Here is a 23,704-nt window from a genome sequence, read left to right as displayed (position 1 = left end):
GGTGGCAGATCGCCGGATCCAGGTGCGGCTATTGCGGCGGCTGATTTCGGACCGCTTCTAATCTCCCAATGCGAGATACGGGTTGATTTAATTTTGCGCTAGCTTTTTCCGCACCAATGCTTCAGACTTGCCTTTATTATGGATTTAATTTTAAGGGCGTTCCGATGGGAAAACCTGCCGTTTCCCGCGATGCTTTCCGTGGGCTGTTTGCTTTATATGCTGCGAGGGCGCATCACGACCGTAAGACCGAGGGCGAACATTGTCTCTTGAAGCTGTTCGGATCTGCGGAAGATTTACCCGATGCTTTACTGCTGCAGTGTTCGGACAGAGCTGAGCTGCTCCGCTCTGAAACTGTTGGTCGCTTGGTGAGCCCGCGCGTCCGTCAAATCACGAACGGCAACGCTCAATATGACCATGCCAGCGACTTTCTGCACTCGCTACTGAGAGACCTTGAGCAAAAAGTGCACTAATCGATACTCGCTGCGCCATCGTCGCTGATCCAGGAGCAATTGAATCCTGGTGATGCGAGCCAACTCATGCTGGGCGAAGCGGAGCGATCAATCAGCTGCACCAGATACCCGGAGCATGGCAGGGACGCCTACGGGCCAACGCGACGAGCCAAATGTTATGTCCGTTTACGATCCACTACGGGAAGAGCTACAGCGCACAGGAGCGCAAACGATTCGGCTCACGTTCTCGGAAATTGAAGCAATTCTCGGCAGACCGTTGCCGCCGTCAGCGTACAAGTTCAATGCCTGGTGGGGAAACAGTTTGCGCAAAGCTGGGCACACGCAATCTATGGCTTGGCTCCATGCCGGCTTTGCGGCCAGGGTTTCATTAAGACAGCGAGCCGTGGAGTTCATCGATCTTGAAGAACTTCATCGCGCTGGGCTGTGCGCTGCCCGTACCGACAAGGTCCATCAGAGATCATCTCCAGAAGCGCACGTCAGGAGCGCATCGCGTCAATCGCGTGGGCTATCAGGACCGCAACGCTGACGCCGATAAGAATAACGAGGACCCAGTTCAAAAACACGTTCGCCTCCACCTTTGGAATTGAACGCGAGCAACTGTGCACAGTCAAAAACAACCGGCCAAAATCATTAATTTCGGCTTGGGTTGAGGATTCAATGTAACTGTTGCGTCCGTTGTCGGCCCTATCGATGGAATGCCATGAATAGAAGAACCCCGACAACGCACGCCGCGAGCGAGAGCAAGTAAATACCCACGGCAAATCCCGACTCATCTCGAACTGGAGATTTAAATGGGAACTCGCATTATGCGCCGGTCAAGCCCAAAGCTTGCTGGAAACGGTTGATATGACCTTTTAAGCTTCCTGCTGCGGCAATCATGGCACGGCAGCCGAAAGTCTCTGCCGCGACACTCCAGCTTTAAATGACTGAATTAAAAGCACTTTGCCACGGAAATCAGGTTTGATTTAATTCCGCTCTCACGCGACTGCAACCGGCGCATTCAAAAGCAAGAAGCGCGCGATTTGCGTTGCTCGCACACGCCTTGCCGACGCCTTTTTCCACATTTATGACAAGCGACCTCGGTTTGGGGCCGAGGTCGCCAACCTTGGGGAAGGTTTGCTCCCGACGGGGGCTTTTGATTTGGGGACTTGCCGGGAGCTTGGATTCGACTCGGAATTGGGAAAGTCGTTCCGCTTACCGAGCAAATAAAAGCGGCCTCAGCGAACGGGTGCCGGGGCCGCTGCATTCCCGACCATTCATTCAGCTCACCTGTCCTATCGGGGCTCGTCCCAATAGTCATCGGACTTGTAAGCGCTATCGGTCCACAGCAGCCCTGGCCGCGCGCGTTCTTGGAGCAGTCTGGGCGGCTGACGCCGGCTGGGCTCTGCTCCGGCTTAGAGAGCCCATGGGCCGGAGCAAAACAGCAATCCACACTTCACGGTCGCGTGCACGAAACCGTTTTGGCGGCCAAACGAAGCGACGCTGAAACATCGCCGTCCGATGCTGAGATGGAGTGAGGGAGGATTAAATGCGCAGCCTAATTTTCGGGGTAGTGCTCGTAGCGCTAGCAACGATCGGATCTTCATCGTTTGTTTCGGCCGCTCTTTCGGCAACGCGGGATGCGAAGTCCGCAACGATCTCAACGCGGTTCGCGCCAGCACCAAATGCTGCCACCTGCACTTTCGCCCCCAAGCCGCGGGCGGGTTTGAGCGTGCGTTCTTGAGCGGCTGGTCGATCAGAACCTGATTCAATCTCAACGGCTTGAGCGAATAACAATTGCAACCAAGGATATTGCGCATTGTGCGTAGCTTGGGGATACCTGCTACTAGGTCAACGCATCTGCATTTTCCGAATCGACGTTCCATGGTGGCTGGCTCATGCGTCGTATTCGGGGGTGTAGGTGTGAGCCAGTTTCTATCGATGCTGCTTCTAACAACAGCCGTGGTTCTAACCGTCTGCTTCGGGGTGGCGGCCTGGCGCCTCTCTGACGAAAAGGACACCGACATCACTGGCCAGATCGCACGCCAGTCGTATGGATGGAAAGCGGCACCGGCCAGATAACCCTTTCACTTGCCTCCTGCGCGCTCTCTGGCCTGAAATGCCGGTTGCGCTTCCCTGGCACGGTCCTTGCCAATCCCGGCCTATCTTTACCGGTCCTGGCAGGGAGCCGTTTCGCGATGAAACAGAAATCTCGAACCCCAAAGCCGCAAAGGCCTACTCTGGCACACATAGCTTCCGATTTGGTGAGATTGCTTAAGGCAATACAGGATCTCGAGGGCCTCAGAGAGAAAGTCCGGCTAGCAGAAGCCGCTCGCGTATTGCACTAAGCCTGGCGGGTAAAGGCGCATTATTAGCGTGTGGCTAGATCAGCGCCGTCGCCCTGAAGCCTGTCGATCGCAGGCGATCACGGCGCCCGCCGGCGGAGGTGTAAGACGGAGCAAGCTTCAGGCGACCCGCTCCGGCCGCCAGGCCGCGTAGAGACCAATAAGCGTCCCCATGGCGGCCAGCGCTGCCGCCAGCAGCACCTGCAATTCGCCGTCATCGGTGGGGCCTACCGACGACACCAGTCTGGTCACGATCACGAACAGAATGCCCACGGCGGCGGCTGCACCCACACAGAGATAGGCGAGCTCCCGCGTCAGGCTGCGGCCGAGAAGTCCGAGCGCCGTGAAATACATCGCGCAGGCGTTGGGATGAACGAACAAGGCGATGCGGGCGTAAGCGCCATAGGCGTCGAACAGGGACTCGCATCGGCGCAGGGCCGCCTTCGAGGCCACCCGCTGCAGGAACGGCCTGAAGAAACGAGCCTGTCCGTAACTCAAGACGGCGCCCAGGATGATGGCGAGCCACGCCACGACAAAGACGGAAGCATCCGCCGACTTCGGATTGAGCGCCACGGACATCAGGATGAGGGCGGTTCCGGGAAAATAGCCAAAATACGGGAAGACCGCTTCCAGCAGCACGCAGACGAACATGAAGACCAGAAACCATGACGACCCTGTCGCGCCATGGACGATGGCGTTCAGATCGAAAAGGTTCGTCCTGTACAGGACGAGGTACATGCACATGGCCAGTACAGCCAGCGCGTAGAACGGCAACGCTCCCGACAGAAACCGTCTCATCCAACCATCGGGCTTTGTTTCGCGGACACGGCGGAGATCATCGATATCAGGACAAGACAATGGAAACGCATGGCTCATGCTTTAGGCGAATGGGATTGCTCCCGCAATCCTCGCCTCACCCTGCACACCCCATGCAATCGATCAAATCTCGATGTTCTGCGCGCCTGAAGTGCCGGACGCGGGTCATTCCGTTCGACTCGCCGATTCGACTTGCCGTTCTACTTGCCGCGGTATCGCAGCGCCTCTACCAGCAGCGAGAAGGCCGGGGAAGGCTGGCGCCGGCTGGCATAGTAGAGATGGTATCCCGAGAACGGCGGACACCAATCCGAGAGCACGCGGACAAGACGTCCCTCTGACAAATACGGCTGCACATGTCCCTCGGTGAGGTAGGCAAGGCCGAGGCCCTTCAACGCTCCGTTCAAGAGAAGCCCCGCGCTGTTGAACACGAGCTGGCCCTCCACCCGCACATTGAGCTCCCGCCCGTTCTTCTCGAATTCCCAGGCATAGAGGCTGCCGCCGTGCGTGGGCAGGCGCAGATTGAGGCAATTATGCTGGGTCAGATCCTGCGGCGTCTTCGGGCGCTTGCGGCCAGCAAAGTAGGACGGAGAGCCGACGACGGCCATCCGGAGATCGGGGCTGACGCGCACGGCGATCATGTCCTTGGCGACAAGCTCGCCGGGACGGATGCCCGCATCGACCTGCTGCGCGACGATGTTGGTGAGCCCGTAGTCGATGATGATCTCGACATGGATGTCGGGGTATTTCGGCAGGAGCTTTCCCAGCGCCGGCACCAGGATTTCGCTGGCGGCATATTCCGTCGCGGTCAGCCGCACGGTTCCGGCAGGCTTTTCGCGAAACTCGCCGAGCGCAGCGAGATCGTTGTCCATCTCGGTGAACTTGGGGCCGATGCTCTGGAACAGCCGCTCGCCGGCCTGCGTCGGCGTGACGCTCCGCGTCGTTCGATTGAGCAGCCTGACACCCAGCCGCTCCTCCAGATTCCGGATGATCTGGCTCAGCGCGGACTGTGTCATGCCCAGCTTCGCCGCCGCGCGCGTGAAGTTGCGCTCCCGCGCCACGGCCAGGAAGGCAAGAAGGTCGCTCGCGTCGTCCCGATGCATTGATTAGTCACTGTAATAACTTCATTCGAAATCTATCACCTAATCAAGGCACGGCGAAGGTCCTAGGTTCGGAGCAGCCACCAGGAGCCCTGAATCAGCATGCCAGTGACAGCCATGCAGCCCGTTGCCTCGCTTCGCGTCACGGCGAATTTGCTGCCGATCATGGCGGGTGTCTTCGCAGCCTTCCTCGTCATCGGCATGGCGATGCCCGTGCTTCCGCTTCATGTGCACGACGGATTGGGGTTCGGCACGTTCGTGGTCGGCCTGGTCGCCGGCAGCCAGTTCGCGGCATCCCTGGTCTCGCGGCCATGGGCCGGTCACGTCTCGGACAGGAGCGGGGCGAAGCGCGGTGTCATCGCCGGCCTCATCGCGGCCGCGGCGTCCGGGCTGTTCTACCTGCTCTCGCTCGGCTTCACTGAGGCTCCGCTGGCCTCGGTGACCATTCTGCTGCTGGGCCGCGGCCTGCTCGGCGCCGCCGAGAGCTTCATCATCACGGCCGCGGTCAGTTGGGGGCTGGTCCTCGTTGAGAGCGGCAACACCGGCAAGGTCATCGCCTGGGTCGGTTCGGCGATGTTCGCGGCCTTCGCTATCGGCGCCCCCGCAGGCTCAGCGCTTTACGCCACCTACGGCTTTGCCGCGATCGCGCTCGCGACGACGGCAGCGCCGCTGCTGGCTCTGCTGTTCGTGATGCAGCTTCCCGCGGCGGCGCCGGTGCAGCAAGTGCGCCTGTCGTTCGCCAAAGTGCTCGGCGCGGTATGGGTGCCGGGCCTCGGATCGGCCCTCGGCAGCGTCGGCTTCGGCGCGGTGACGACGTTCGTCGCCCTGCTGTTTGCCAGCCGCGGATGGGCCAATGGATGGCTTGCTTACACGGCCTATGCCCTCGCCTTCATCCTGGCGCGCGTCTTGTTCAGTCATCTGGCCGATGCGATCGGCGGCGCCAGGGTTGCGCTTCTCTGTGCCCTGGTCGAAGCCGCCGGGCAGGCCCTGATCTGGCTTGCGGCACGACCCGAGATGGCGCTGGCCGGTGCCGCGCTCACCGGATTCGGCTTTTCGCTGATCTATCCCGGCTTCGGCGTCGAGGCCGTGCGCCGCGTCCCCGTGCAGAACCGCGGCCTGGCCATGGGCGCCTACACCGCCTTTCTCGACCTGGCCCAGGGGATCGCGAGCCCGGCGCTTGGATTGATCGCCACCGGAGCAAGGCTGAACGTTTTGTTTTTCGCCAGCGCCGTCACCGTGCTCTGCGCCGCGCTGGTCGCCTGGTGGCTGCTGGCGCACCCGTTCACCGTCGAAGGACATCCGCAATGAGAACGCTCGCAACCACCTTGTTGTCATTCTGGCTCATCGCCGGCGGCCTGGCCGCCGCGGACACGGCAGCCGTCAAAGGAGCAAATCCCATGTCGACATCGGAAGACATCCGCGCCGTTGCGCCGGCGCTCGAAGCCTACGCGCAAAAGTTCGTCATCCGCGATCTCTGGAAGCGTCCCGGTCTTTCGCCGCGAGACCGCAGCATCGTCACGGTCGCGGCGCTGATCGCGCGCAACCAGACCGTGGAGCTGCCCGACTATTTCGCACGCGCGCTCGACAACGGGGTGAAGCCGGCGGAGATATCGGAGATCATCACGCACCTCGCCTTCTACACCGGCTGGGCGAACGCGGTGGATGCGATCCCGGCGGCGCGCGACGTCTTCAAGAGCCGCAACATCGGGGCTGATCAGCTCCCGCCGGCCTCTGGGCCGCAACTGCCGCTCGACGAAGCCGCGGAGAAGCAGCGGGCGACCCGCGTCCGCGAGCAGTTCGGGCAGATCACGCCAAGCCTCGTCCAGTACACGACCGACGTGCTGTTCCGCGATCTCTGGCTGAGGCCGGCGCTGGCGCCACGCGACCGCAGCCTGGTCACCGTGAGCGCTCTCATCGCGACCGGTCAGGTCGCGCAGATCACCTATCATTTGAACCGCGCGATGGACAACGGGTTGACGCGGGAGGAAGCCGGCGAGGTGCTCGGCCATCTCGCCTTCTATGCCGGCTGGCCCAACGCATTCTCCGCGGCGCCGGTGATCAAGGACGTCGTCGAAACGCGGCCGCGCTGAGCGGAGACGTGCCGTGATCAGGCGCAGGGACGTGCTCATTGGCGGCAGCGCCGCCGTTATCATCGGAATTAGCCGCGCGCAGGCGCGCGCGTCGGACGCACAGGAGACGCACATGACCATGGACTTGGACATCGACATCAAGCGAAACGGATCGCGCCCGTCCCAGAAGGGACCGCAGGACTGGTTCACCGGCACGGTACGCATCGACCCGCTATTCCAGGCCCCTGATCCGGCTCGGGTGGGCGCGGGCCAGGTCACGTTCGAGCCGGGTGCCCGCACCGCCTGGCACACGCATCCGCTCGGACAGACACTCATCGTCACCGCGGGACTGGGTTGGGTTCAGCGCGAAGGCGGAACCATCGAGGAGATCCGGCCGGGCGACGTCGTGTGGTTTCCGCCGGGACTGAAGCATTGGCATGGCGCCTCGCCGACGACGGCGATGACCCATATTGCCATCCAGGAATCCTCCGGCGGCAAGAACGTCGACTGGATGGAGAAAGTGAGCGACGAACAATATCGGAAGTGATGGCGGGCGCTGTAGAGTGCGTCCTGAAACATCCGGAGAAGCAGCGCATGGCGATCATCTTCATCACCGGCAGCACGGACGGCCTCGGCCGGGCAGCGGCGCAATCGCTCGTCGATCAAGGTCACCGCGTGGTGCTGCACGCGCGGTCGGCGGATCGCGCCGCCGATATCGGCGCGTTCGCGTCGCGTTGCGCCGGGATCGTGGTCGGCGATCTCCGCAGTGCCGCAGATGCAAGAAGCATCGCCGACCAAGTCAACGCGATCGGTCGCATGGATGCGATCATCCACAACGCCGGTGTCTACACACGGCCTAGCCGTGGCGCGACGCCGGAAGGCCATGCCGAAACCCTGGCGATCAACACGCTTGCGCCGTACATGCTGACGGCCCTGATCGAGCGGCCCGACCGATTGGTGTATCTCAGCAGCGGATTGCACCGCGGTGGAGAGGGCTCGCTCGACGACCTCGATTGGACACAGCGGGCCTGGGATTCGGCCAAGGCCTATGCCGAGAGCAAGCTGCACGTTGTCGCGCTGGCGTTCGGTCTGGCACGACGCTGGCCCAAGGTCCTGAGCAACGCCGTCGATCCCGGATGGGTACGCACCAAAATGGGCGGCTCGGGCGCCGCGGTCGATCTCCACACCGGACAACAGACGCAAGCCTGGCTCGCGGTGAGCGAGGAGCCCGCCGCTCTGGTCAGCGGGCGCTACTGGCATCATCTCCGGCGGGAGGAGCCGGCCAGTGAGGCGACCGATCCGGATTTTCAGGACGCACTCATCGAAAGATTGGGCAGGCTGACCGGAGTTCCGCTTCCGCAGGCCTAAAGCGCGATGCGATTTGGATGAATCATCATCGCGCTTTAGGTTGTTGTTTGCGCATGATCTTTCCGGAAAACCGCTTCGCACTTTTCCGGATCATGCTTGAGGCAGACCAATACGGGCTCGCCCTACCCGATCGACAGGATCTCGATCTCGTGCGCACCCGTCCCTACGACGTCACCCACCGCCTTCCCCATCAGCGACCGCGCGACCGGCGCGACGAACGAGATCGTCCCCGCCTTGGGGTCGGCTTCGTCCTCGCCGACGATGCGGTAGGTCTGCACGCGGCCGTCGGTGCGGCTGAAGGTCACGGTGCTGCCGAAAGCGACCGTTTCGGTCGAGGCCGGATCGGGAACGAGCTGCGCCGTGCGCAGCCGTTCGGTGAGATAGCGGGCGTCGCGCAACGGCACCGCCGACTGCCGGCGCTTTTCGTTGACGTCCTCGATGGCCTGCGCGGCCTCATAGGCCTCGCGGGCCTGCTGAAGCTGCGTCTGCAACGCCTGCAGCCCTGCTTCCGTCACGAGGTTGGGATGCGGCGAGATCGGGCGATCCGGCAACAGCGTCTCGGACGCGGTTTCGGCGCTTTCTTCCTTGGTAAAGGCGACGCTCAATTCAAAGATCCTGTCGAACTGTCCGGGGTGGCGGCGCCGCGCGCCGCCGATTGCCCTAGATTATATCTCAAGTTCGACGAAACGACGGAGCTTGAAGACGAGGTCCGGCATGGCCTGGCGGAACCGCGTCGCGTTCTGGAAATTGGTCGAGAACGGCGCGAAGGTGATCATGGCGTTCCAGTGCCTGTAACCGTAGACCGTGACCGAGGCGCCGGTCGCCGGGAAATTCTCCAGCTTGCGGAGCTCGCCAAGCACGAGATCGGCGATCGCTTCTGCCGGCAACAACTGCTTGCCATCCCGGGTCGTGACGATTTTCGCAGGCGGCTCGACCGGTTCCACGGTGGCCGGCGTAGCGTTGACCGCATCCTCCTGCCCGGTCGACGTCGCCTCAGGGACGGGCGCCGCGACGGCGTCCGCTCCGTTCGACGGCACGGTCGGCGGGCCCTCGGTGAGCGGCGGCGGTGCAACACTGTCTGCGCGCTTGTTGCCTCCAAGGATGCTGCTGATCATGGCCACAAGGCCAGCATCCTTCACGTCGTCACTCATCACTCCCCCCGGGATTCGGCCTACTCTAGCACTGCGCTCGCAGACCGCCACCGAGGATGTGGGGCCGGAGTTCGCCGGGCAGAGGCGGTTGGTCGCAGGCCGTTCGTCGAAGCGCCGGTTCTTCGAAAGCACAGGCGGCGCGAAGCTGAGCATCCCGCGCCGCCATGCGATCCATCACTGCTTAGCGAACGGAATATATTGCTGGTACTGCTTGGGCACCGAACTGCGATAGCGCGCAGGCACGGTGCCGGTGTCGACGGAGTGATCGATTTCCTGCTGCCGCGTCATCTTCTTCTTCGCCGGCTTCTTCGACGCACTCTTCTTGGAGTCGGTCGGCTGGCTGGAAGTATCGGTGGTCGCGGCCGGCGCCGCCGTCGTTGCCGGCGCAGCGGTTGTCGCCGCAGGCGCAGCTGTTCCGCCGGCGGCCGGCGCGCTTTGGGCCAGGGCATGCGGCGTTTGCATCATGAGCGCCAGTGCTGCCACCGCAGCCAGCAAATATGATTTCTGCATGAGAACCTCCAAATGCCTTGATCCGAACGAGGCAAGCCTAGTCCCACGGGATCGAGGCGTGCAAGTTCGCTGAGGATAGGTCGGAACCCGTGCGCGAACTGTGGCCGAGATCACAGTGCAAGGCGCCGGCTGCGTCACGATGGTCCTCGCTTCGAACGCATCCGGCGCCGGGGAGACCAACACAGCATGACCCCGCGTCAGACAGCCACGGGAACGCCAAGGCTCGGCCGTTCCACCTACCATGAAGGAGATTGAAATGCGTCGCACCATCCTCACGTTCGCATCGTTCGCAACCTTGATCGCCGCATCGTTGTCGGCGGCCCCGGCCCAGGCCGGAAGCGACAGATACTGCCTGCAGGGCCGCAACTGGGGTTATCCCGGCAACTGCCAGTTCGCCAGCTACCAGCAATGTGCGGCGACGGCCTCCGGCACATCGGCCTATTGCGGCATCAACCCGCGCTACGCCTACTCGCAGCCCTACGCCTACTGACCACGTCGCGGCGTGCGCGGCGTCGCGCACGCCGCACGTCTCTATGCGCGAGCTCCAAGGCCGATCTCCTCGAGCCGCGCCGCGAACCAGCGCGACAGCGGGTCGTCGACGGCGCCGCTGACATAGACCTCCGACATCGTCACCTGGTCCTTGTCCAGCACCAGCAGCAGGCCGACCCAGTAGGGAAACCAGACGTGGACGTCGGTCAGCGCCCTCAGCTTGTGCTGGTCGTGCTCCAGCGGGGTGTGATTGCTTGCCTTGCGGATCTCCACGCTGAGTAGATTGTTCGGGATCTCGCGCTGATGCACGACGACATCAGGGTAGATCGACTTGCCGAGATGGTCGTCGGTCGAGATGATGGTGCCGTGCGGCAGATGCAACGTGCGCTCGCCGAGCCGGTCATAGTTGCAGTCGACCGACCAGCCGGAGAACTGCTTTTCCAGATGCACGGCGAAGCGGTGCGTGACCGCGCGTTCGCCGATGTCCTTCTCGAACAGGAAGCCTTCGTGGGCGTAGAAGTCCCGCAGCGCCGCGATTACCTTGTTCAGCTCGGTCTGCATCGTGCCTCCGGGCCCATCTCGCGCACCTGGTTCGGTGTCGTCCCGGCGAACGCCGGGACCCATACCGCGAGGTCTATCGAGTGTACACGGCGCACGTACCGAACTCCGAGTCTTCGTCAAACCTCTCCCTGGGGTTATGGGTCCCGGCGTTCGCCGGGACGACGTGGGGAGAGAGCTTGTTCAATCAACCGCCTACATCTGGACTTCGATCAGCCGCGGCCCCGGCTCGGCGACGGCTTCGGCCAGCGCCTTGTTGAACTCGTCGGCATTGGTGACGGCGCGGCCGGGCACGCCCATGCCCTTGGCCAGCGCGACAAAATCCAGCGTGGGCCGGTCGAGGCGGAGCATGTCGTTGGCGCGCTGGCCGGGCTCGCCGGCGCCGACATTGTCGAACTCGCCGCGCAGGATCTGGTAGATGCGGTTGGCGAACACGATGGTGACGATATTGAGGTTCTCGCGCGCCTGCGTCCACAGCGACTGGATCGTGTACATCGCGCTGCCGTCACCGACCATGGTGATGACCTTGCGGTCCGGGCAGGCGATCGCAGCGCCGATCGAGAGCGGCGTCGAGAAGCCGATCGAGCCGCCCATGTTCTGCAGCCAGTCGTGCGGCGCCGCCGCCGCCGTCGGCGGGAAGAAGCCGCGGCCTGTGGTGAGGGATTCGTCGACCATGATCGCGTTCTCGGGGATCGCACAGGCGATCGCCTGCGCGATCGAGGCGAAGGTGAGCTCGCCGGTCGGCTTGATCAGCTCCTGCACGGCCTGCGGCTTGACGTCCTTGGCGCTCGCCTTCACCGCACCCGCAAGCGCCTCGAGCGCTGCGACCGAGTTCTCGCCCCAGGAGGTCATGCGATGGACGTCGCAGCCCTCAGGCTTGAGCATGCTCGGCTTGTTCGGATAGGCGAAGAACGCCACGGGATCGTCAGACTCGACCAGCACGATGTGACGGAACCTGGCCAGCATCGGCAGCGCGTTCTCGATCACGTAATGGATGCGGTCGATCGAGTAGCGGCCGCGGCCGCGCGCCATCTTGGGGCGGAAGGTCGGGCCCATCACGGTGCAGCCGGTCTTGGAGGCGATGCGCTCGGCCAGCGCCAGGCCCTGCTCGCTCAGCGCGCTGCCGGTCATCAGCAGCAGCGTGCCCTCGCCGTCACCGTGCAGGATCTTCGCGGCCCGCTCGACCGCCTGCGGCGAATAGCTCGCGCGCTGCTGCTCGGCCGGAACCTCGGCGATGCCGTCGGCCTCGTTCCAGGCGGTGTCGGCAGGCAGGATCAGGGTCGCGATCTGACCCGGCGCGCTCTTGGCGGCGGCGATCGCGGCGGCGCCGTCGGCGGCCACCGATTTGGAGTTCGGCGAGGTCCGGACCCAGGACGACATCGGCCGGGCCAACCCCTCGATGTCGGAGGTCAGCGGCGCGTTGTAGTCGATGTGATAGACGGCATGCTGACCGACGATATTGACGATGCCGGAATTGGCCTTCTTGGCGTTGTGCAGGTTGGCAAGACCGTTGGCGAGGCCGGGGCCGAGATGCAGCAGGGTCGAGGCCGGCGTACCTTTCATGCGGTAGTAGCCGTCGGCCGCGCCCGTCACCACGCCCTCGAACAGGCCGAGCACGCAGCGCATGCCGGGGACCCGGTCGAGCGCTGCGACAAAATGCATCTCGGAGGTTCCCGGGTTGGAGAAGCAAATGTCCACCCCGCCCTTGACCATCGTCCGCACCAGGCTTTCCGCACCGTTCATTCTTCTTGCTCCCGCAACCGCCGATTTCGAGTGAGGTATCCGACCAATCATTGTTCGCAGGCCCCGTCAAAGCAATAGGGGCCATCGCGGCCCTGCTCCGCGCGAGGATGCGCTGGCTTGGATAACGCTTTTCGTCAAATTGGCGCGGTTGCGGATCTGGTGACGTCAATCGTTAAGCATGGCATCCCTCACGGGGCCGTGGCTTGCGAAAAGCCCGCAAATATGGCCTGTGGCCCTTGTTGAATCGATTTTTTGCTGGGGGAAACAATGATCCGGTTTTTTGCCGCGCCGATTGCCGCCATCGCACTGCTGTCGGCCATGGCGGGCGGCGCGGTCGCCGAAGAGTTCGACTCGCGCGACATCATGGGCGGCGGACCGAACTTCTTCCGTTCCGGCGCCAATCCGATCCCCCGCACCACCGTCATGTATAACGGCAATTACGCCCCCGGCACGATCGTGGTGAACACCAGCGAGCGGCGGCTGTATCTGGTGCTGCAGAACGGCCAGGCGCTGCGCTACGGCATCGGCGTCGGCCGCGACGGCTTCCGCTGGGGCGGGGTCCACAGGATCACCGCCAAGAAGGAATGGCCGGACTGGACGCCGCCGTCGCAGATGCTGGCCCGCCGGCCGGACCTGCCGCGCCACATGAAGGGCGGCGTCGAGAATCCGCTCGGTGCGCGCGCGATGTATCTGGGCTCGACACTCTACCGCATCCACGGCTCCAACGAGCCGGAGACGATCGGCCAGGCGGTCTCCTCGGGCTGCTTCCGCATGACCAATGACGACGTCAGCGATCTCTACGGCCGCGTCTCGGTCGGTACCACGGTGGTGGTGCTGAACAACTGACGCACGCTTCCGGGGCAAAGCCGGAGGCATGCCCACCACTGACTGCGGTTGCGGCGCGATGGTGGGCACGGCGCTTTCGCGCCTTTGCCCACCCTACGACACTGTAACTCTCTTGCTACAGACAATGCCGGGAACCCGCAGGCCGCGTGAATCTGCGGCCTTGTGCGCGCGACGTGAATACGGCAGCGTCGCACGACGATGAGCGCACTCAATCCGTCCTCGGCTGCCCTTCGCATCGCCCTGCTGGCGCTCGCCGCGCTCACATGCGCGCCCGATCCCGCGACCACCGCGGTGGCGGGCGAGTTGCCCGCGGTCTCCTCGCGCCAGCGCTCCGAGAAGAAGAATTTTACCGACGGAGAGATCGTCGAGGGCTTCCTGAAGACGGCGTTCGGCGCCGAATATCACCTCGCCGGCCGCGTCGACCGCATTCGCAAATTCGACGGGCCGGTGCGCGTGTACGCCGAGAGCGACCGCGCCGACCGCAAGACGCAGCTCGCCAGGGTCGTGGCCGACATCGCCCATCGCGTGCAACATCTCGACATCGCCATGATCGCGACCGCCGAAGCGGCCAATGTGCGGGTGAAGCTGGTGCGCGACCGCGACCTCTTCCGCACCATCTCCAGCTTCTACGGTGCGGAGAAGGCGCGCGAGATCCGCACCTCGCTCGACCCGCAATGCCTGTCCGGCTTCCGCAAGAACGACAATTTCGAGATCGAGCATTCCGACGTCATCCTCACCGTCGACAACGGCGATTTCGTCTTTCTCGACTGCGCCTATGAGGAGCTGCTGCAATCGCTCGGGCCCATCAACGACACCGCGAGCGTGCCGTGGACGATGTTCAACGACAACGTCTCGATGGGCTATTTCGACGTCTACGACCAGTACATCCTCAATCTGCTGTACGATCCCCGCATCAAGCCCGGCATGACCGTGGCCGAGGTCAAGGCGGTGCTGCCCGCGGTGCTCGCCGACGTGCGCAGCTGGGTCAAGCAGGTGAATGATCTGAAGGAGTGAAGGCGCTTGCTCGCTGCACCCTCTCCCCCTGTGGGAGAGGGTGGCTCGCCGCATAGCGGCGAGACGGGTGAGGGGTCTCTCTCCGCAAGTTCAATTTCATTGAGTGGAGAGAGACCCCTCATCCGGCGCTTCGCGCCACCTTCTCCCACAAGGGGAGAAGGAAAAGCACGTGCGATCGCGGCGGCTTATCGCTTCAGCCTCACACCTTGCTTGCCTTCGACATCAGGAACTGCTGGCGCATCACATTGTGGCCGGGGTCGAAATATTCCGAGATCAGCGCCTCGAATTCGGCTCGGAAGCTCTTGAGCTTGTCCGGCTCGTCCTTGTATTGGGCGACGAGCTTGATCAAAGGCCCGATCGTCGTTTCCATGGTGCGGCGGAAATGCTGCGGGCTGAGGGCGGACGGTGTCATCATGTCCATCTCGAAGGAGAGGTCCTTCGCTTTCCCCGCGAGACGCTCGGCGACGATCTTCGGATCGCCCCACAACACCGGCGATGCCACGCCCTCGGGCGGCGGCAGATGGCGGCCGATCAGCGCGAACATCCGCCCGACATACAGATGCGGCGGCCAGGTGGAGAAGGCGATGGTACCGCCGGGCTTCAGCACGCGCAGCATCTCGCCGATCGCGACGTCCGGGCGCGGCGCGAACATGTGGCCGAACTGGCTGAGCACCACGTCGAACTCGTTGTCGCCATAGGGCAGGCTTTCGGCATCGCCGTCCTTGAAGTCGACATCGAGGTTCATCAATTGCGCATGCTCGCGGGCGCGTTCGATCAGGACCGGCGACAGATCGAGACCCCTGACCTTCGCACCGCGGCGCGCCGCCGTGATCGCGACAACGCCGGTGCCGCATCCGACGTCGAGCAGGCGTTGGCCGGCGGCAACGCCGGCAAAACCGACGAGCTTGGCGGCGGTCGGTGTCGTGAAAACTTCCATCGGCGTGAACAGCGACCAGGCTTCCTTCTGGACTGCCTTGAAACCTGCAAACGGATCCTGCGCGGTCATGGAACTCTCCCCTTTGCGCGAGCTGGATCTTCATGAGGCTGGCGACGGGCGCCGAAGGTTCAACGCGGCCGCATGGCTCCGCGGCAACGCGGATGCCCGGGCCTTCTGCAACGCCCTCGTCCCGCGGCGGCCGCGCCGCAACACGGCCCAACAGATCGGACCCTACTGGACGAGATCGGCGACGGTGGTTGCGGCCTTCAGGCCGGTGCCGGTGAGGACGGCGACCGTGGTGTCGGTCGCCTTGATGGCGCCGGTGGCCGAGAGTTTGTCCAGCGCCGCAGCCGCGCTGGCGCTGGTCGGCTCGGCGAACAGGCCCTGCCGTGCCAGTCGCCGCAGGGCGGCGACGATCTCGTCCTCGGTGAGCGCGACGGTGCCGCCGCCGCTCTCGCGCAAGGCCGCGATGATCTCGCGCAGGCGCAGCGGGTGCTTGATGGCGGTGCCTTCGGCGATGGTCTTGTTGACCTCGCGCGCGACAGGTGTATCGACACCGGCCTGAAAACTCGCATCGATCGGCGAACAGTTGAGTGGCTGCGCCGCGAACAGCCGCGGCAGCTTCGCGATCTGGCCGGCCCTCAACAGCTCGCGGAAGCCGAAGGCGCAGCCGAGCAGAGAGCTGCCGGCGCCAACGGGGACGATGATGTTATCGGGGGCGCGGAAGCCGAGATCTTCCCAGATTTCATAGGCGAGCGACTTGGTGCCTTCGAGGAAGAACGGCTGCCAATTGTGGCTGGCATAGAAGGTCTGTTGCGACTGGCGGATCGCCTCGGCTTCCGATTCCTCGCGCGGGCCCTCGACGAGCTGCACCTCGGCGCCGTAAGCGCGCACCTGCGCGATCTTCGCCGGCGACGTCGAGGCCGGCGCCAAAATCTTCACGCGCATGGCGCCGGCGGCCCCTAACCCCGCCATCGACGAGCCGCCATTGCCGGAAGAATCTTCGAGAATGGCATCGACGCCGATCTGGCGCAGGAAGGACAGCATCACGGCCGAGCCGCGGTCCTTGAAGCTGCCGGTCGGGTTGAACCATTCGAGCTTGAACAACGGCCGCAGATCGCCCCAGTCCTGCTGCACCAGCGGCGTGCACCCCTCGCCGAGCGTGATCGGAGTCTTGATCTCGACCGGCAGCGCCGCGCGGTAGCGCCAGAGCGAGCGCGTGCGGCCGTCGATGTCCTCACGCGAGATCCCCGCCCCCGGCGCCACCAGAAGCGGCGTGCGCTCGTCCGAGCACCAGCGCGGCTGGTCCAGCGCATAGAGCTTTCCGTTGCGGGGGTCGATGTAGCTGGCGGGCATGGGGGTCTCCGGGGCGGTCAACCGATCCAGTCGATATGTCTGAATATATGGGCTTTATCCAGTCACGCGTTTGCAAGGGTGTGGACGCAGCCCGATTTGTGCACGATACGCCGTCTCACTTGCAGGGAGCGCGGACAGGCGATGGCAGTTCGATGGACCAAAGGTTACAGTCAGCGCGAGCTCGACCGTGCGCAGATTCAACCTGGTCGCACGATATGGCCATAGCCTGGAAGAGCTCGAGAAGAAATCGGATCGCTAGCCATGCTTCGTCTTGACCACATCACCGTCGCCGCGAACGACCTTGCCGAGGGCGTTGCCTATGTCGAGACCGCGCTCGGCATTGCGCCGCTGGCCGGCGGCGCGCATCCGCTGATGGGCACGCACAATCATCTGCTGCGACTGAGCGAGACAGCGTTCCTCGAAGTGATCGCGCCGAACCCGTCGGCTCCCGCGCCCACCCGGCCACGCTGGTTCGCGCTGGACGATGCATGGACGCGCGCGGCGCTCGCGGTTTCGCCGCGGCTCATGACCTGGGTCGTGAGCACGTCCGACATCACGTCCGCGCTCGCGACGATCCCGCATGTCGCAAAACCCGCCATCACGGTGACGCGCGGCCATCTCGAATGGCTGATCTCCGTCCCGCCCGACGGCTCGATGCCGTTCGACGGCGCGTTTCCGACCGTGATCGAGTGGCCGGCCGGACCGCATCCAGCCTCGCGCATGGCCGATCTCGGCTGCTCCCTGGTGGAATTCGAGATACGGCACCCCGAGGCGGACACGATCGCCGCGTCGCTGGCGGGCTTTCTGGACGATCCGCGCATCCGCTTCAGTCACGATTCCGCGCCCTCGTTTCGCGCGGTGATCCGGACGCCGGGAGGCGACCGGCAGCTGGTCTAGCCGGCCTCGCCGGCCGGTGGCCCCTTCAAAAACACAAATAACTACATAGATATAGCCTGTATACCGGTGCCGTGCGCCATTCAGCTGGGCATGGCAATGGCTGGTGACCGGCATCGGCAGCGGAGGCCCTGCGCGCGCAGCACGATTAACTTGTCTGTCGCGTCTTGCCGCTACAATATGTTGGATTGAGCTTGCGTCGCCGATGTTCCGCGTCGGCAACGCGACCGAGCCAGGCCCGTCCGAGCGGCGGGCCGTTGGCTTTTTGGGAGTTTGGTCATGAGCCGCGCGAACCGTACCGACCACATCCGCCTGACTTCGCATCCGGAGCCGGGCCGGAAGTCCGCCTTCCCGATCCACTGGGGCGCCGCTGACGCGCGCGCCCGCGGGCCGATCATCGGCACGGTCTCGCGCGCCGGGGATCGCAACGTGATCGGCAGCCATGGCGGGTCCTACGCGATGTACCGTGCGCTCGCGGTGTCCGCAGGCGCGCTCGATCCGATTCGCAGGCCCGACCTCACCAATACGTTTCCGGCGGCGACCATCGGACCGTTCGAGCAATGGCGCGATCCCGCCAAGATCGTCGCGCTCGATCCCTGGGGGCATCTGGTCGCGGAGAATTTCGGCAAGGAGATCGCAGAAGGCTCCGACATCCGCCCGAGCATCGCCGTGACGCGGGCGCGGCTCGACCTGCCGGAGATCCGCGAGGCGCTGGCCGCAAAACGGCTACGCGCCGACGGCGAGGTCGTGCATGCCAATGGCAGCGTCTCCGTCGTGAAAATCGCGATCGATCCGGTCTGGTACCTGCCGGGGCTTGCGGCGCGCTTCGGCACCGCCGAGACCGAGCTGCGGCGCACGCTGTTCGAGCAGACCGCCGGCATGTTCCCCGAGCTGGTGACGCGGCCGGACATGAAGGTGTTTTTGCCGCCGATCGGCGGTACCACCGTCTACATGTTCGGCGATGTGACGAAACTGCCGGACCATCGCACCAAGATCACCTGCCGCGTGCATGACGAGTGCAACGGGTCCGATGTGTTCGGCTCCGACATCTGCACCTGCCGTCCGTATCTCATCCACGGCATCGAGGAATCCGCGCGCGGCGCGCAGGAAGGCGGGCTCGGGCTCGTCGTCTACAATCGCAAGGAAGGCCGCGCGCTCGGCGAGGTCACCAAATTCCTGGTCTACAACGCGCGCAAGCGCCAGGAGGACGGCGATGCGGCCGCCGCCTATTTCGAGCGCACCGAATGCGTCGCCGGCGTGCAGGATGCCCGCTTCCAGCAATTGATGCCGGATACGATCCACTGGCTCGGCCTGAAGCGCATCGACCGCTTCCTGTCGATGAGCGACATGAAATACGACGCGCTGACCTCGCAAGGCATCGACATCGTCGAGCGCGTGCCGATCCCGCCGGAGCTGATTCCCGCCGACGCCTATGTCGAGATCGCCGCGAAGAAAGCCGCCGGCTATTACTCGACCGACATCGCGCCCGAGAAGGACGTGGACGGCGTGGTCGGGCGTTCGCTGGAAAAATACTGATCGCGCGATGCCGGAGGCTTTGGAATTGCAAGCACGCTCGCTGCTCACCGCAGATGCGGTGCGCGCGCGGGCCGCGCAGATGCTGGAGATCGGCCTTGCCGGCGGCCTCCGCCACTTCACGATCGATCTCGACCGGATGGATGGTGTCGCGGAGGCCGTGCTCGCGGTGACCCGCAAAGCCTATCCGGCGCTGGAGATTCCATTCCATGCGCGCTGGCGGCATTTTGTGCTTGGCGGCGCCGACCGCTGGGCGAAGCTTGCCGACGCGGCTTCGTGGCCGGACCGCGCCGCGCGGGCGCGCGCGGAGTTCGACCTCGCCATCGTCAGCGTGCTGCTCGATGCCGGCGCGGGCGCCGCGTGGCGCTATCGCGACGCAGTGACGGGACAAGGCATCGGCCGGTCCGAGGGGCTTGCGATCGCCAGCCTCGACATGTTTGCGAGCGGTCTTTTTTCGCGCGACGCCGGCTCGCCATTCAGGGCCGATGCGAACGTGCTCGCGCAGCTGCCGCTCGCCGCACTCACCTCCGCTTTTCAGGTCAGCGACACCAATGCGCTGCTCGGGCTCGAGGGGCGCACGGATCTGTTGCGGCGTCTGGGCAAGCTGGTCGCGGAGCGCGCCGAGATTTTCGGCCTGCAAGATACACCGCGGCCGGGCGGGCTTTTTGATCACATCGCGGCACAGGCGAAGGGCGGCGCCATTGCCGCGCCTGCGATCCTGTCGGCGGTGCTGAACCAGCTCGGACCGATCTGGCCGTCGCGGCTGGAGCTTGCAAAGATTCCGCTCGGCGATTGCTGGCGCCATCCGGCGCTTAGGGCGGATGATGCGACCGCGGGCCTCGTGCCGCTGCACAAGCTGTCGCAATGGCTGAGCTATTCGCTGATCGAACCGCTGCAGCGCGCTGGCCTCGACGTCACCGACATCGACGGCCTGACGGGGCTTGCGGAATACCGCAACGGCGGACTGTTCGTCGATTACGAGGTGCTGCGCCTGCGCGACGCCGCGGATGCCGAGCGTGCGCATGCGGTGGACTCGCTGCTCGTCGTGGAATGGCGTGCGCTGACGGTCGCGCTGCTGGACCAGCTTGCCGAGCTGGTTCGCGCCAAGCTCGGCCGCACGCGCGAGACATTGCCGCTCGCCAGCATTTTGGAAGGCGGCACCTGGGCCGCCGGCCGCGCCATTGCGTTTGCGCGCCGGCCCGACGGTTCACCGCCGCTCAAGGTGATCAGCGACGGCACGGTTTTCTAAACCCTCTCCCCTTATGGGAGAGGGTGGCTTCGCAAAAGCGAAGCCGGGTGAGGGGTCTCTCTCCGCGGGGGGTCTCTCAATTGGAATACGCGGAAAGATACCCCTCATCCGGCGCTTCGCGCCACCTTCTCCCACAAGGGGAGAAGGGAAGAAGAAGAGCATCCCATCATGGAAGGCGTCACGATCGTCGATCATCCGCTGGTGCAGCACAAGCTGACGCTGGTGCGCGACAAATCGATCTCCACAAAGTCGTTCAGGGAGCTGATCAAGGAGATCGGCATGCTGCTGTGCTACGAGGTGACGCGCGACCTGCCGCTCGCAGACACCGTGATCGAGACGCCGCTGGCGACGATGCATTCGGCCAAGATCGCCGGCAAGAAGCTGGTGTTCGTGCCGATGCTGCGCGCCGGCACCACCTTCGTCGACGGCATGATGGACCTGGTGCCGACTGCGCGCGTCGCCCATATCGGGCTCTACCGCGAGCCGCACAGCTTTGCGGCGGTCGAGTATTTCTTCAAATCGCCGTCCGACCTCGGCGAGCGCCTCGCGATCGTGGTGACCCCGGTGGTAGCCACCGCCAACACGGCCGTCGCCGCCATCGACCGCCTGAAAGAGCGCGGCGCCAGGGACATCCGCCTCGCCTGCCTGATCGCCGCGCCGGAAGGACTCGAACGGCTGCGCGGCTTGCATCCGGACGTGCCGATCTGGACCGCGGCGGTGGACGAAGGTCTCGACGAGAACGGGTTCATCCTGCCGGGCCTTGGCGATGCCGGCGACCGCGCTTACGGGACGCGGTAGGCGCGCTCTAATGCACCTCTCCCGCAAGCGGGAGAGGGAGCGCACCTCCGCCGTTGCAGCGATCAACCTTCAGATCTTCCCGCTGCCGCAAATTCCCTTCAGCGACTGCCATTCCTTGTCCGTCAGCAGCGGCGGGCCGCTGACGGGGCGATCTTCCCTGGTCATGCGGGCGAGGCGGTCCTCGGTCAGCGGGTGGCTGGCGAGGATCGACGTGAGCGTGGAGCCGCCTTCCTTGCCGGTGATGCGGTACATCAGCTCAAAAGCGGGCTTCGGCGAGCGGCCGAGCTTGTGCATGATCTCGATCGCGAACGTATCGGCAGTAGTCTCGGCCTCGCGCGAATAGGAGGCTTCGACGACGGTGCGCGAGGCAAAGATCACGGCGGATGAGCCGGTGACGTCGCCGAACAACAGGCCGATCAGGAATGAGGTGCCGCCGTTGTAGATCAGCCCGCGCATGTTGTCGTAATGCTTGAGATGGCCGAGCTCGTGCGCGAGGATGCCGGCGAGCTCGTCGGGGTTCTGCGCCTTGTCGAGCAGGCCCCTCAGCACGTAGACCTTGCCGCCGGGGAGCGCGAACGCGTTCGGCACCGCGGTTGGCAGCACGCCCGCTGTCATGGAATCGTCGTCGAGGCCGGCGGCATCGCGCAGGCGGTTGACCAGCTTTGTGAACGCGGCCTTGCCCGCGGGGTCTTCGCACACGCTGCGGCCGAAGATGGTCTTCACCTGGACTTCGGAGGCATCGCCGATGCGCCGCTCGATCGGTTTCGGCACCAGCGGTGCAAGCCGGTCGGCGGCGAGCGGCACGCCGAACAGCACGACGCAGACGATGGAGACGGTGGCAGCCACCGACCAGCCGACGATCCTTGCGACGCCACGGCGCGAGGTTCGGTGCTCGTCGAGATGGGTGCAGCGGACGGTCACGTCCGCCGCGAGTACAGCGTCGCGGATTTCCAGCCGCGCCAATGGCGGCGCGGCGGTGCAGGCAAGACGCAGGATTCCCGGCGGACTGTCGGCGCGGCGAATGTCGGCATAGGACCAGCGAACCGGCGTTCCGCCCTCCTCGAGGATCTCGAGCGCATCAGCGAACGTCAGCGTCACCTGCCGCCGGCGGCTCGACGTGCCGTCGAAGAAGATGGTCGGCTTGGCGGCCTGCGCCGGCGCCTCGGCAAATACGTCACTCACAGCTCAGAATCCCGCGACATCGAGCCCGTCGGCAAAACCTTCGCCGAGCGCACTGGCAAGTACGCCGCGCCCCTGCACATCCGACGCCGCGCCGATGTCGTGCACCTTGACCGTCTCCAGCACCTTGGCCCAGAGATCACGCTGAAGATAGACCCGCATGACGATGTTGATCGCAAGCGCCAGCGCGAGATAGCCTGCTACCATCATCACCACCATCGGGATGCTCCTGGCGGCATTGTCGGAGCCGAACACCTGATCGGCCGGAACGCCGCTCAGCTGGACGACCAGCAAGGCGGAGCCGCCGAGATAGGCGGAGAATACCATCGAGAGCAGCGTCCACCAGCCGATCACCTTCCAGTACAGGCCGTAGAAGGCATCGTGCGGCAGGTCCGAGGACAGGCTGACGCCGCCGATGCGGATGCCGTCGAGCCACCAGCGCCATTCGCGCGCCTTGAACTCCGCATAGAAGAACGGCGCGAGCGGGAAGATCACCAGCGCGATCGGGGTGAGCAGCCACAGCCACCAGCCACGCTTGAAGAAGGTCCAGCCGTTGCCCTCGAAATCGCCGCGAAGATCGCCGTAATGGGTGTGCTGCATCTTGTAGCGTTCGAGCGCGGCCTCGCGCCAGGGCAGCGCCAGGCCGAGCGTCAGGAATACGAGCAAGCCCCACGCCATGGCGCGGAACGAATAGGCCCAGCCCGAGCCGTCCATCCAGAATCGGACGCCGCGCCAAACGGTGCGCGTCAACCGGTAACGTCGCGCACGAAAAATCGCGAACTGGCCGAAGGCGTAGAAGCCGATGAACAGCGGCGTCGAGGCAAAACCCTGCCAGCGCTCGAACTCGATGCCGATCAGGAAGTAGGCGAGATAGATCGGCACCAGGATCGCGAGCGCGAACAGGAAGCCGACCAGGAGCTCCTTGGCCCGCCCGGTATATTCGGCGGCATCGCCGTCGATCGCGGTGTTCGCCCACAGATGACGACGGATGTCGGTGACGAGCCAGAACCGGTAGAAGCCGAAGGTGACGAGCTCCAGCATGGCACCCTTGGTGACCATTTTCCGGAACTCGGAGCGGTCACCGCTGAAATCGACCCGCGTAGGCGGCAGCGGCGGCGGTAAGGGCTCGGAGCCGATCGGGGTCCATTGCATGTCGTTCACGGCGGCAACCTCGGGATGCGGTCTTGATCGGGTCAAACTATAGATCAGAGCTTGGTCGGTCCCCAAGATGGCGGGGTTCGATTTACCTTGATTCCAGTCGGTTTCTGGCACGATTTCACGACAAATGGTGTGCGGCGGGTCA

At 64.4% G+C, this 23,704-nt stretch carries 23 protein-coding genes; 12 read left to right on the top strand and 11 right to left on the bottom strand.

Annotated features, from left to right (window positions below):
- The first annotated feature begins 164 nt into the window (after nucleotides 1-164).
- On the top strand, nucleotides 165-470 hold the full coding sequence (locus tag GGD65_RS25150; protein WP_026201808.1) for a hypothetical protein: 306 nt from the start codon (nucleotides 165-167) through the stop codon (nucleotides 468-470).
- Nucleotides 471-2,914: 2,444 nt separating this feature from the next.
- Here the strand turns inward: GGD65_RS25150 and GGD65_RS25145 are convergent.
- Nucleotides 2,915-3,592, bottom strand: a complete 678-nt coding sequence (locus tag GGD65_RS25145) for a hypothetical protein (protein WP_183236945.1) — start codon at nucleotides 3,590-3,592, stop codon at nucleotides 2,915-2,917.
- Between the two features lie 218 nt (nucleotides 3,593-3,810).
- Complete coding sequence (locus GGD65_RS25140; RefSeq protein WP_183236932.1) at nucleotides 3,811-4,710, bottom strand: LysR family transcriptional regulator; 900 nt, start codon at nucleotides 4,708-4,710, stop codon at nucleotides 3,811-3,813.
- Between the two features lie 99 nt (nucleotides 4,711-4,809).
- Between GGD65_RS25140 and GGD65_RS25135 the strand changes: the two genes are divergently transcribed.
- The 4 genes from GGD65_RS25135 (at nucleotide 4,810) to GGD65_RS25120 (ending at nucleotide 8,144) form a co-directional block, all read left to right on the top strand.
- Nucleotides 4,810-6,015 carry an arabinose transporter gene (locus GGD65_RS25135; RefSeq protein WP_246783394.1) on the top strand — a complete coding sequence of 402 codons (1,206 nt, stop codon included), beginning with the start codon at nucleotides 4,810-4,812 and terminating at the stop codon, nucleotides 6,013-6,015.
- The gene (locus GGD65_RS25130) at nucleotides 6,012-6,797 is read left to right on the top strand and encodes a carboxymuconolactone decarboxylase family protein (RefSeq protein WP_183236931.1); all 786 of its coding nucleotides are present in this window, start codon (nucleotides 6,012-6,014) and stop codon (nucleotides 6,795-6,797) included. Before GGD65_RS25135 ends, GGD65_RS25130 begins: the two co-directional genes overlap by 4 nt.
- 130 nt (nucleotides 6,798-6,927) lie before the next feature.
- Nucleotides 6,928-7,323, top strand: coding sequence for a cupin domain-containing protein (locus GGD65_RS25125; protein ID WP_198293688.1), 396 nt, complete (start codon nucleotides 6,928-6,930; stop codon nucleotides 7,321-7,323).
- A gap of 47 nt (nucleotides 7,324-7,370) precedes the next feature.
- Nucleotides 7,371-8,144, top strand: coding sequence for an SDR family NAD(P)-dependent oxidoreductase (locus GGD65_RS25120; protein WP_183236930.1), 774 nt, complete (start codon nucleotides 7,371-7,373; stop codon nucleotides 8,142-8,144).
- Between the two features lie 122 nt (nucleotides 8,145-8,266).
- Here the strand turns inward: GGD65_RS25120 and greA are convergent, their stop codons facing one another.
- From greA to GGD65_RS25105, 3 genes are all read right to left on the bottom strand, one after another.
- Nucleotides 8,267-8,749 carry a transcription elongation factor GreA gene (gene greA / locus GGD65_RS25115; RefSeq protein ID WP_183236929.1) on the bottom strand — a complete coding sequence of 161 codons (483 nt, stop codon included), beginning with the start codon at nucleotides 8,747-8,749 and terminating at the stop codon, nucleotides 8,267-8,269.
- A 60-nt stretch (nucleotides 8,750-8,809) separates the two neighbouring features.
- A complete protein-coding gene (locus GGD65_RS25110) occupies nucleotides 8,810-9,295 on the bottom strand; it encodes a hypothetical protein (protein WP_183236942.1) in 486 nt (161 codons plus the stop codon).
- A 174-nt stretch (nucleotides 9,296-9,469) separates the two neighbouring features.
- Nucleotides 9,470-9,805 carry a hypothetical protein gene (locus tag GGD65_RS25105; protein WP_183236928.1) on the bottom strand — a complete coding sequence of 112 codons (336 nt, stop codon included), beginning with the start codon at nucleotides 9,803-9,805 and terminating at the stop codon, nucleotides 9,470-9,472.
- A gap of 256 nt (nucleotides 9,806-10,061) precedes the next feature.
- Here GGD65_RS25105 and GGD65_RS25100 point away from each other — a divergent pair, with 256 nt between their 5' ends.
- Nucleotides 10,062-10,295 (top strand): DUF3551 domain-containing protein, encoded by a 234-nt coding sequence (locus tag GGD65_RS25100; RefSeq protein ID WP_183236927.1) that lies wholly within the window; start codon nucleotides 10,062-10,064, stop codon nucleotides 10,293-10,295.
- Nucleotides 10,296-10,336: 41 nt separating this feature from the next.
- On the opposite strand, the gene GGD65_RS25095 is transcribed toward GGD65_RS25100, so the two are convergent.
- Complete coding sequence (locus tag GGD65_RS25095; protein WP_183230373.1) at nucleotides 10,337-10,855, bottom strand: hypothetical protein; 519 nt, start codon at nucleotides 10,853-10,855, stop codon at nucleotides 10,337-10,339.
- Nucleotides 10,856-11,047: 192 nt separating this feature from the next.
- Nucleotides 11,048-12,595, bottom strand: coding sequence for an acetolactate synthase large subunit (locus GGD65_RS25090; protein WP_183236926.1), 1,548 nt, complete (start codon nucleotides 12,593-12,595; stop codon nucleotides 11,048-11,050).
- Between the two features lie 267 nt (nucleotides 12,596-12,862).
- Here GGD65_RS25090 and GGD65_RS25085 point away from each other — a divergent pair, with 267 nt between their 5' ends.
- Nucleotides 12,863-13,441 (top strand): L,D-transpeptidase, encoded by a 579-nt coding sequence (locus GGD65_RS25085; RefSeq protein WP_183236925.1) that lies wholly within the window; start codon nucleotides 12,863-12,865, stop codon nucleotides 13,439-13,441.
- 198 nt (nucleotides 13,442-13,639) lie between these two features.
- Nucleotides 13,640-14,455 (top strand): DUF2927 domain-containing protein, encoded by an 816-nt coding sequence (locus GGD65_RS25080; RefSeq protein ID WP_092260764.1) that lies wholly within the window; start codon nucleotides 13,640-13,642, stop codon nucleotides 14,453-14,455.
- A gap of 199 nt (nucleotides 14,456-14,654) precedes the next feature.
- Here GGD65_RS25080 and GGD65_RS25075 read toward each other — a convergent pair whose 3' ends face one another.
- Together GGD65_RS25075 and GGD65_RS25070 are read right to left on the bottom strand one after the other, a co-directional pair.
- A complete protein-coding gene (locus tag GGD65_RS25075) occupies nucleotides 14,655-15,461 on the bottom strand; it encodes a class I SAM-dependent methyltransferase (protein ID WP_092260762.1) in 807 nt (268 codons plus the stop codon).
- 162 nt (nucleotides 15,462-15,623) lie between these two features.
- Nucleotides 15,624-16,748, bottom strand: a complete 1,125-nt coding sequence (locus GGD65_RS25070) for a threonine synthase (RefSeq protein ID WP_183236924.1) — start codon at nucleotides 16,746-16,748, stop codon at nucleotides 15,624-15,626.
- A 261-nt stretch (nucleotides 16,749-17,009) separates the two neighbouring features.
- On the opposite strand from GGD65_RS25070, the gene GGD65_RS25065 reads away from it, so the two are divergent.
- The 4 genes from GGD65_RS25065 (at nucleotide 17,010) to upp (ending at nucleotide 21,222) form a co-directional block, all read left to right on the top strand.
- Nucleotides 17,010-17,645 carry a VOC family protein gene (locus GGD65_RS25065; protein WP_183236923.1) on the top strand — a complete coding sequence of 212 codons (636 nt, stop codon included), beginning with the start codon at nucleotides 17,010-17,012 and terminating at the stop codon, nucleotides 17,643-17,645.
- A gap of 276 nt (nucleotides 17,646-17,921) precedes the next feature.
- Nucleotides 17,922-19,178 (top strand): GTP cyclohydrolase II, encoded by a 1,257-nt coding sequence (locus GGD65_RS25060; protein ID WP_018317216.1) that lies wholly within the window; start codon nucleotides 17,922-17,924, stop codon nucleotides 19,176-19,178.
- A gap of 7 nt (nucleotides 19,179-19,185) precedes the next feature.
- Entirely contained in the window at nucleotides 19,186-20,424 is a 1,239-nt protein-coding gene (locus tag GGD65_RS25055) for a URC4/urg3 family protein (protein WP_183236922.1), read from the top strand.
- A gap of 168 nt (nucleotides 20,425-20,592) precedes the next feature.
- Nucleotides 20,593-21,222 carry a uracil phosphoribosyltransferase gene (gene upp / locus GGD65_RS25050; RefSeq protein ID WP_018317218.1) on the top strand — a complete coding sequence of 210 codons (630 nt, stop codon included), beginning with the start codon at nucleotides 20,593-20,595 and terminating at the stop codon, nucleotides 21,220-21,222.
- Nucleotides 21,223-21,291: 69 nt separating this feature from the next.
- On the opposite strand, the gene GGD65_RS25045 is transcribed toward upp, so the two are convergent.
- Nucleotides 21,292-22,404, bottom strand: coding sequence for a M48 family metallopeptidase (locus GGD65_RS25045; RefSeq protein WP_183236921.1), 1,113 nt, complete (start codon nucleotides 22,402-22,404; stop codon nucleotides 21,292-21,294).
- 3 nt (nucleotides 22,405-22,407) lie between these two features.
- Nucleotides 22,408-23,562, bottom strand: coding sequence for a YjgN family protein (locus tag GGD65_RS25040; RefSeq protein WP_409362759.1), 1,155 nt, complete (start codon nucleotides 23,560-23,562; stop codon nucleotides 22,408-22,410).
- Nucleotides 23,563-23,704 lie beyond the last annotated feature (142 nt).

The organism is Bradyrhizobium sp. CIR18, from assembly GCF_014198295.1.
Lineage (GTDB): Bacteria > Pseudomonadota > Alphaproteobacteria > Rhizobiales > Xanthobacteraceae > Bradyrhizobium.
Note: the sequence above shows the minus strand (reverse complement) of the source record. Positions and strands in the feature narration are given on the sequence as shown.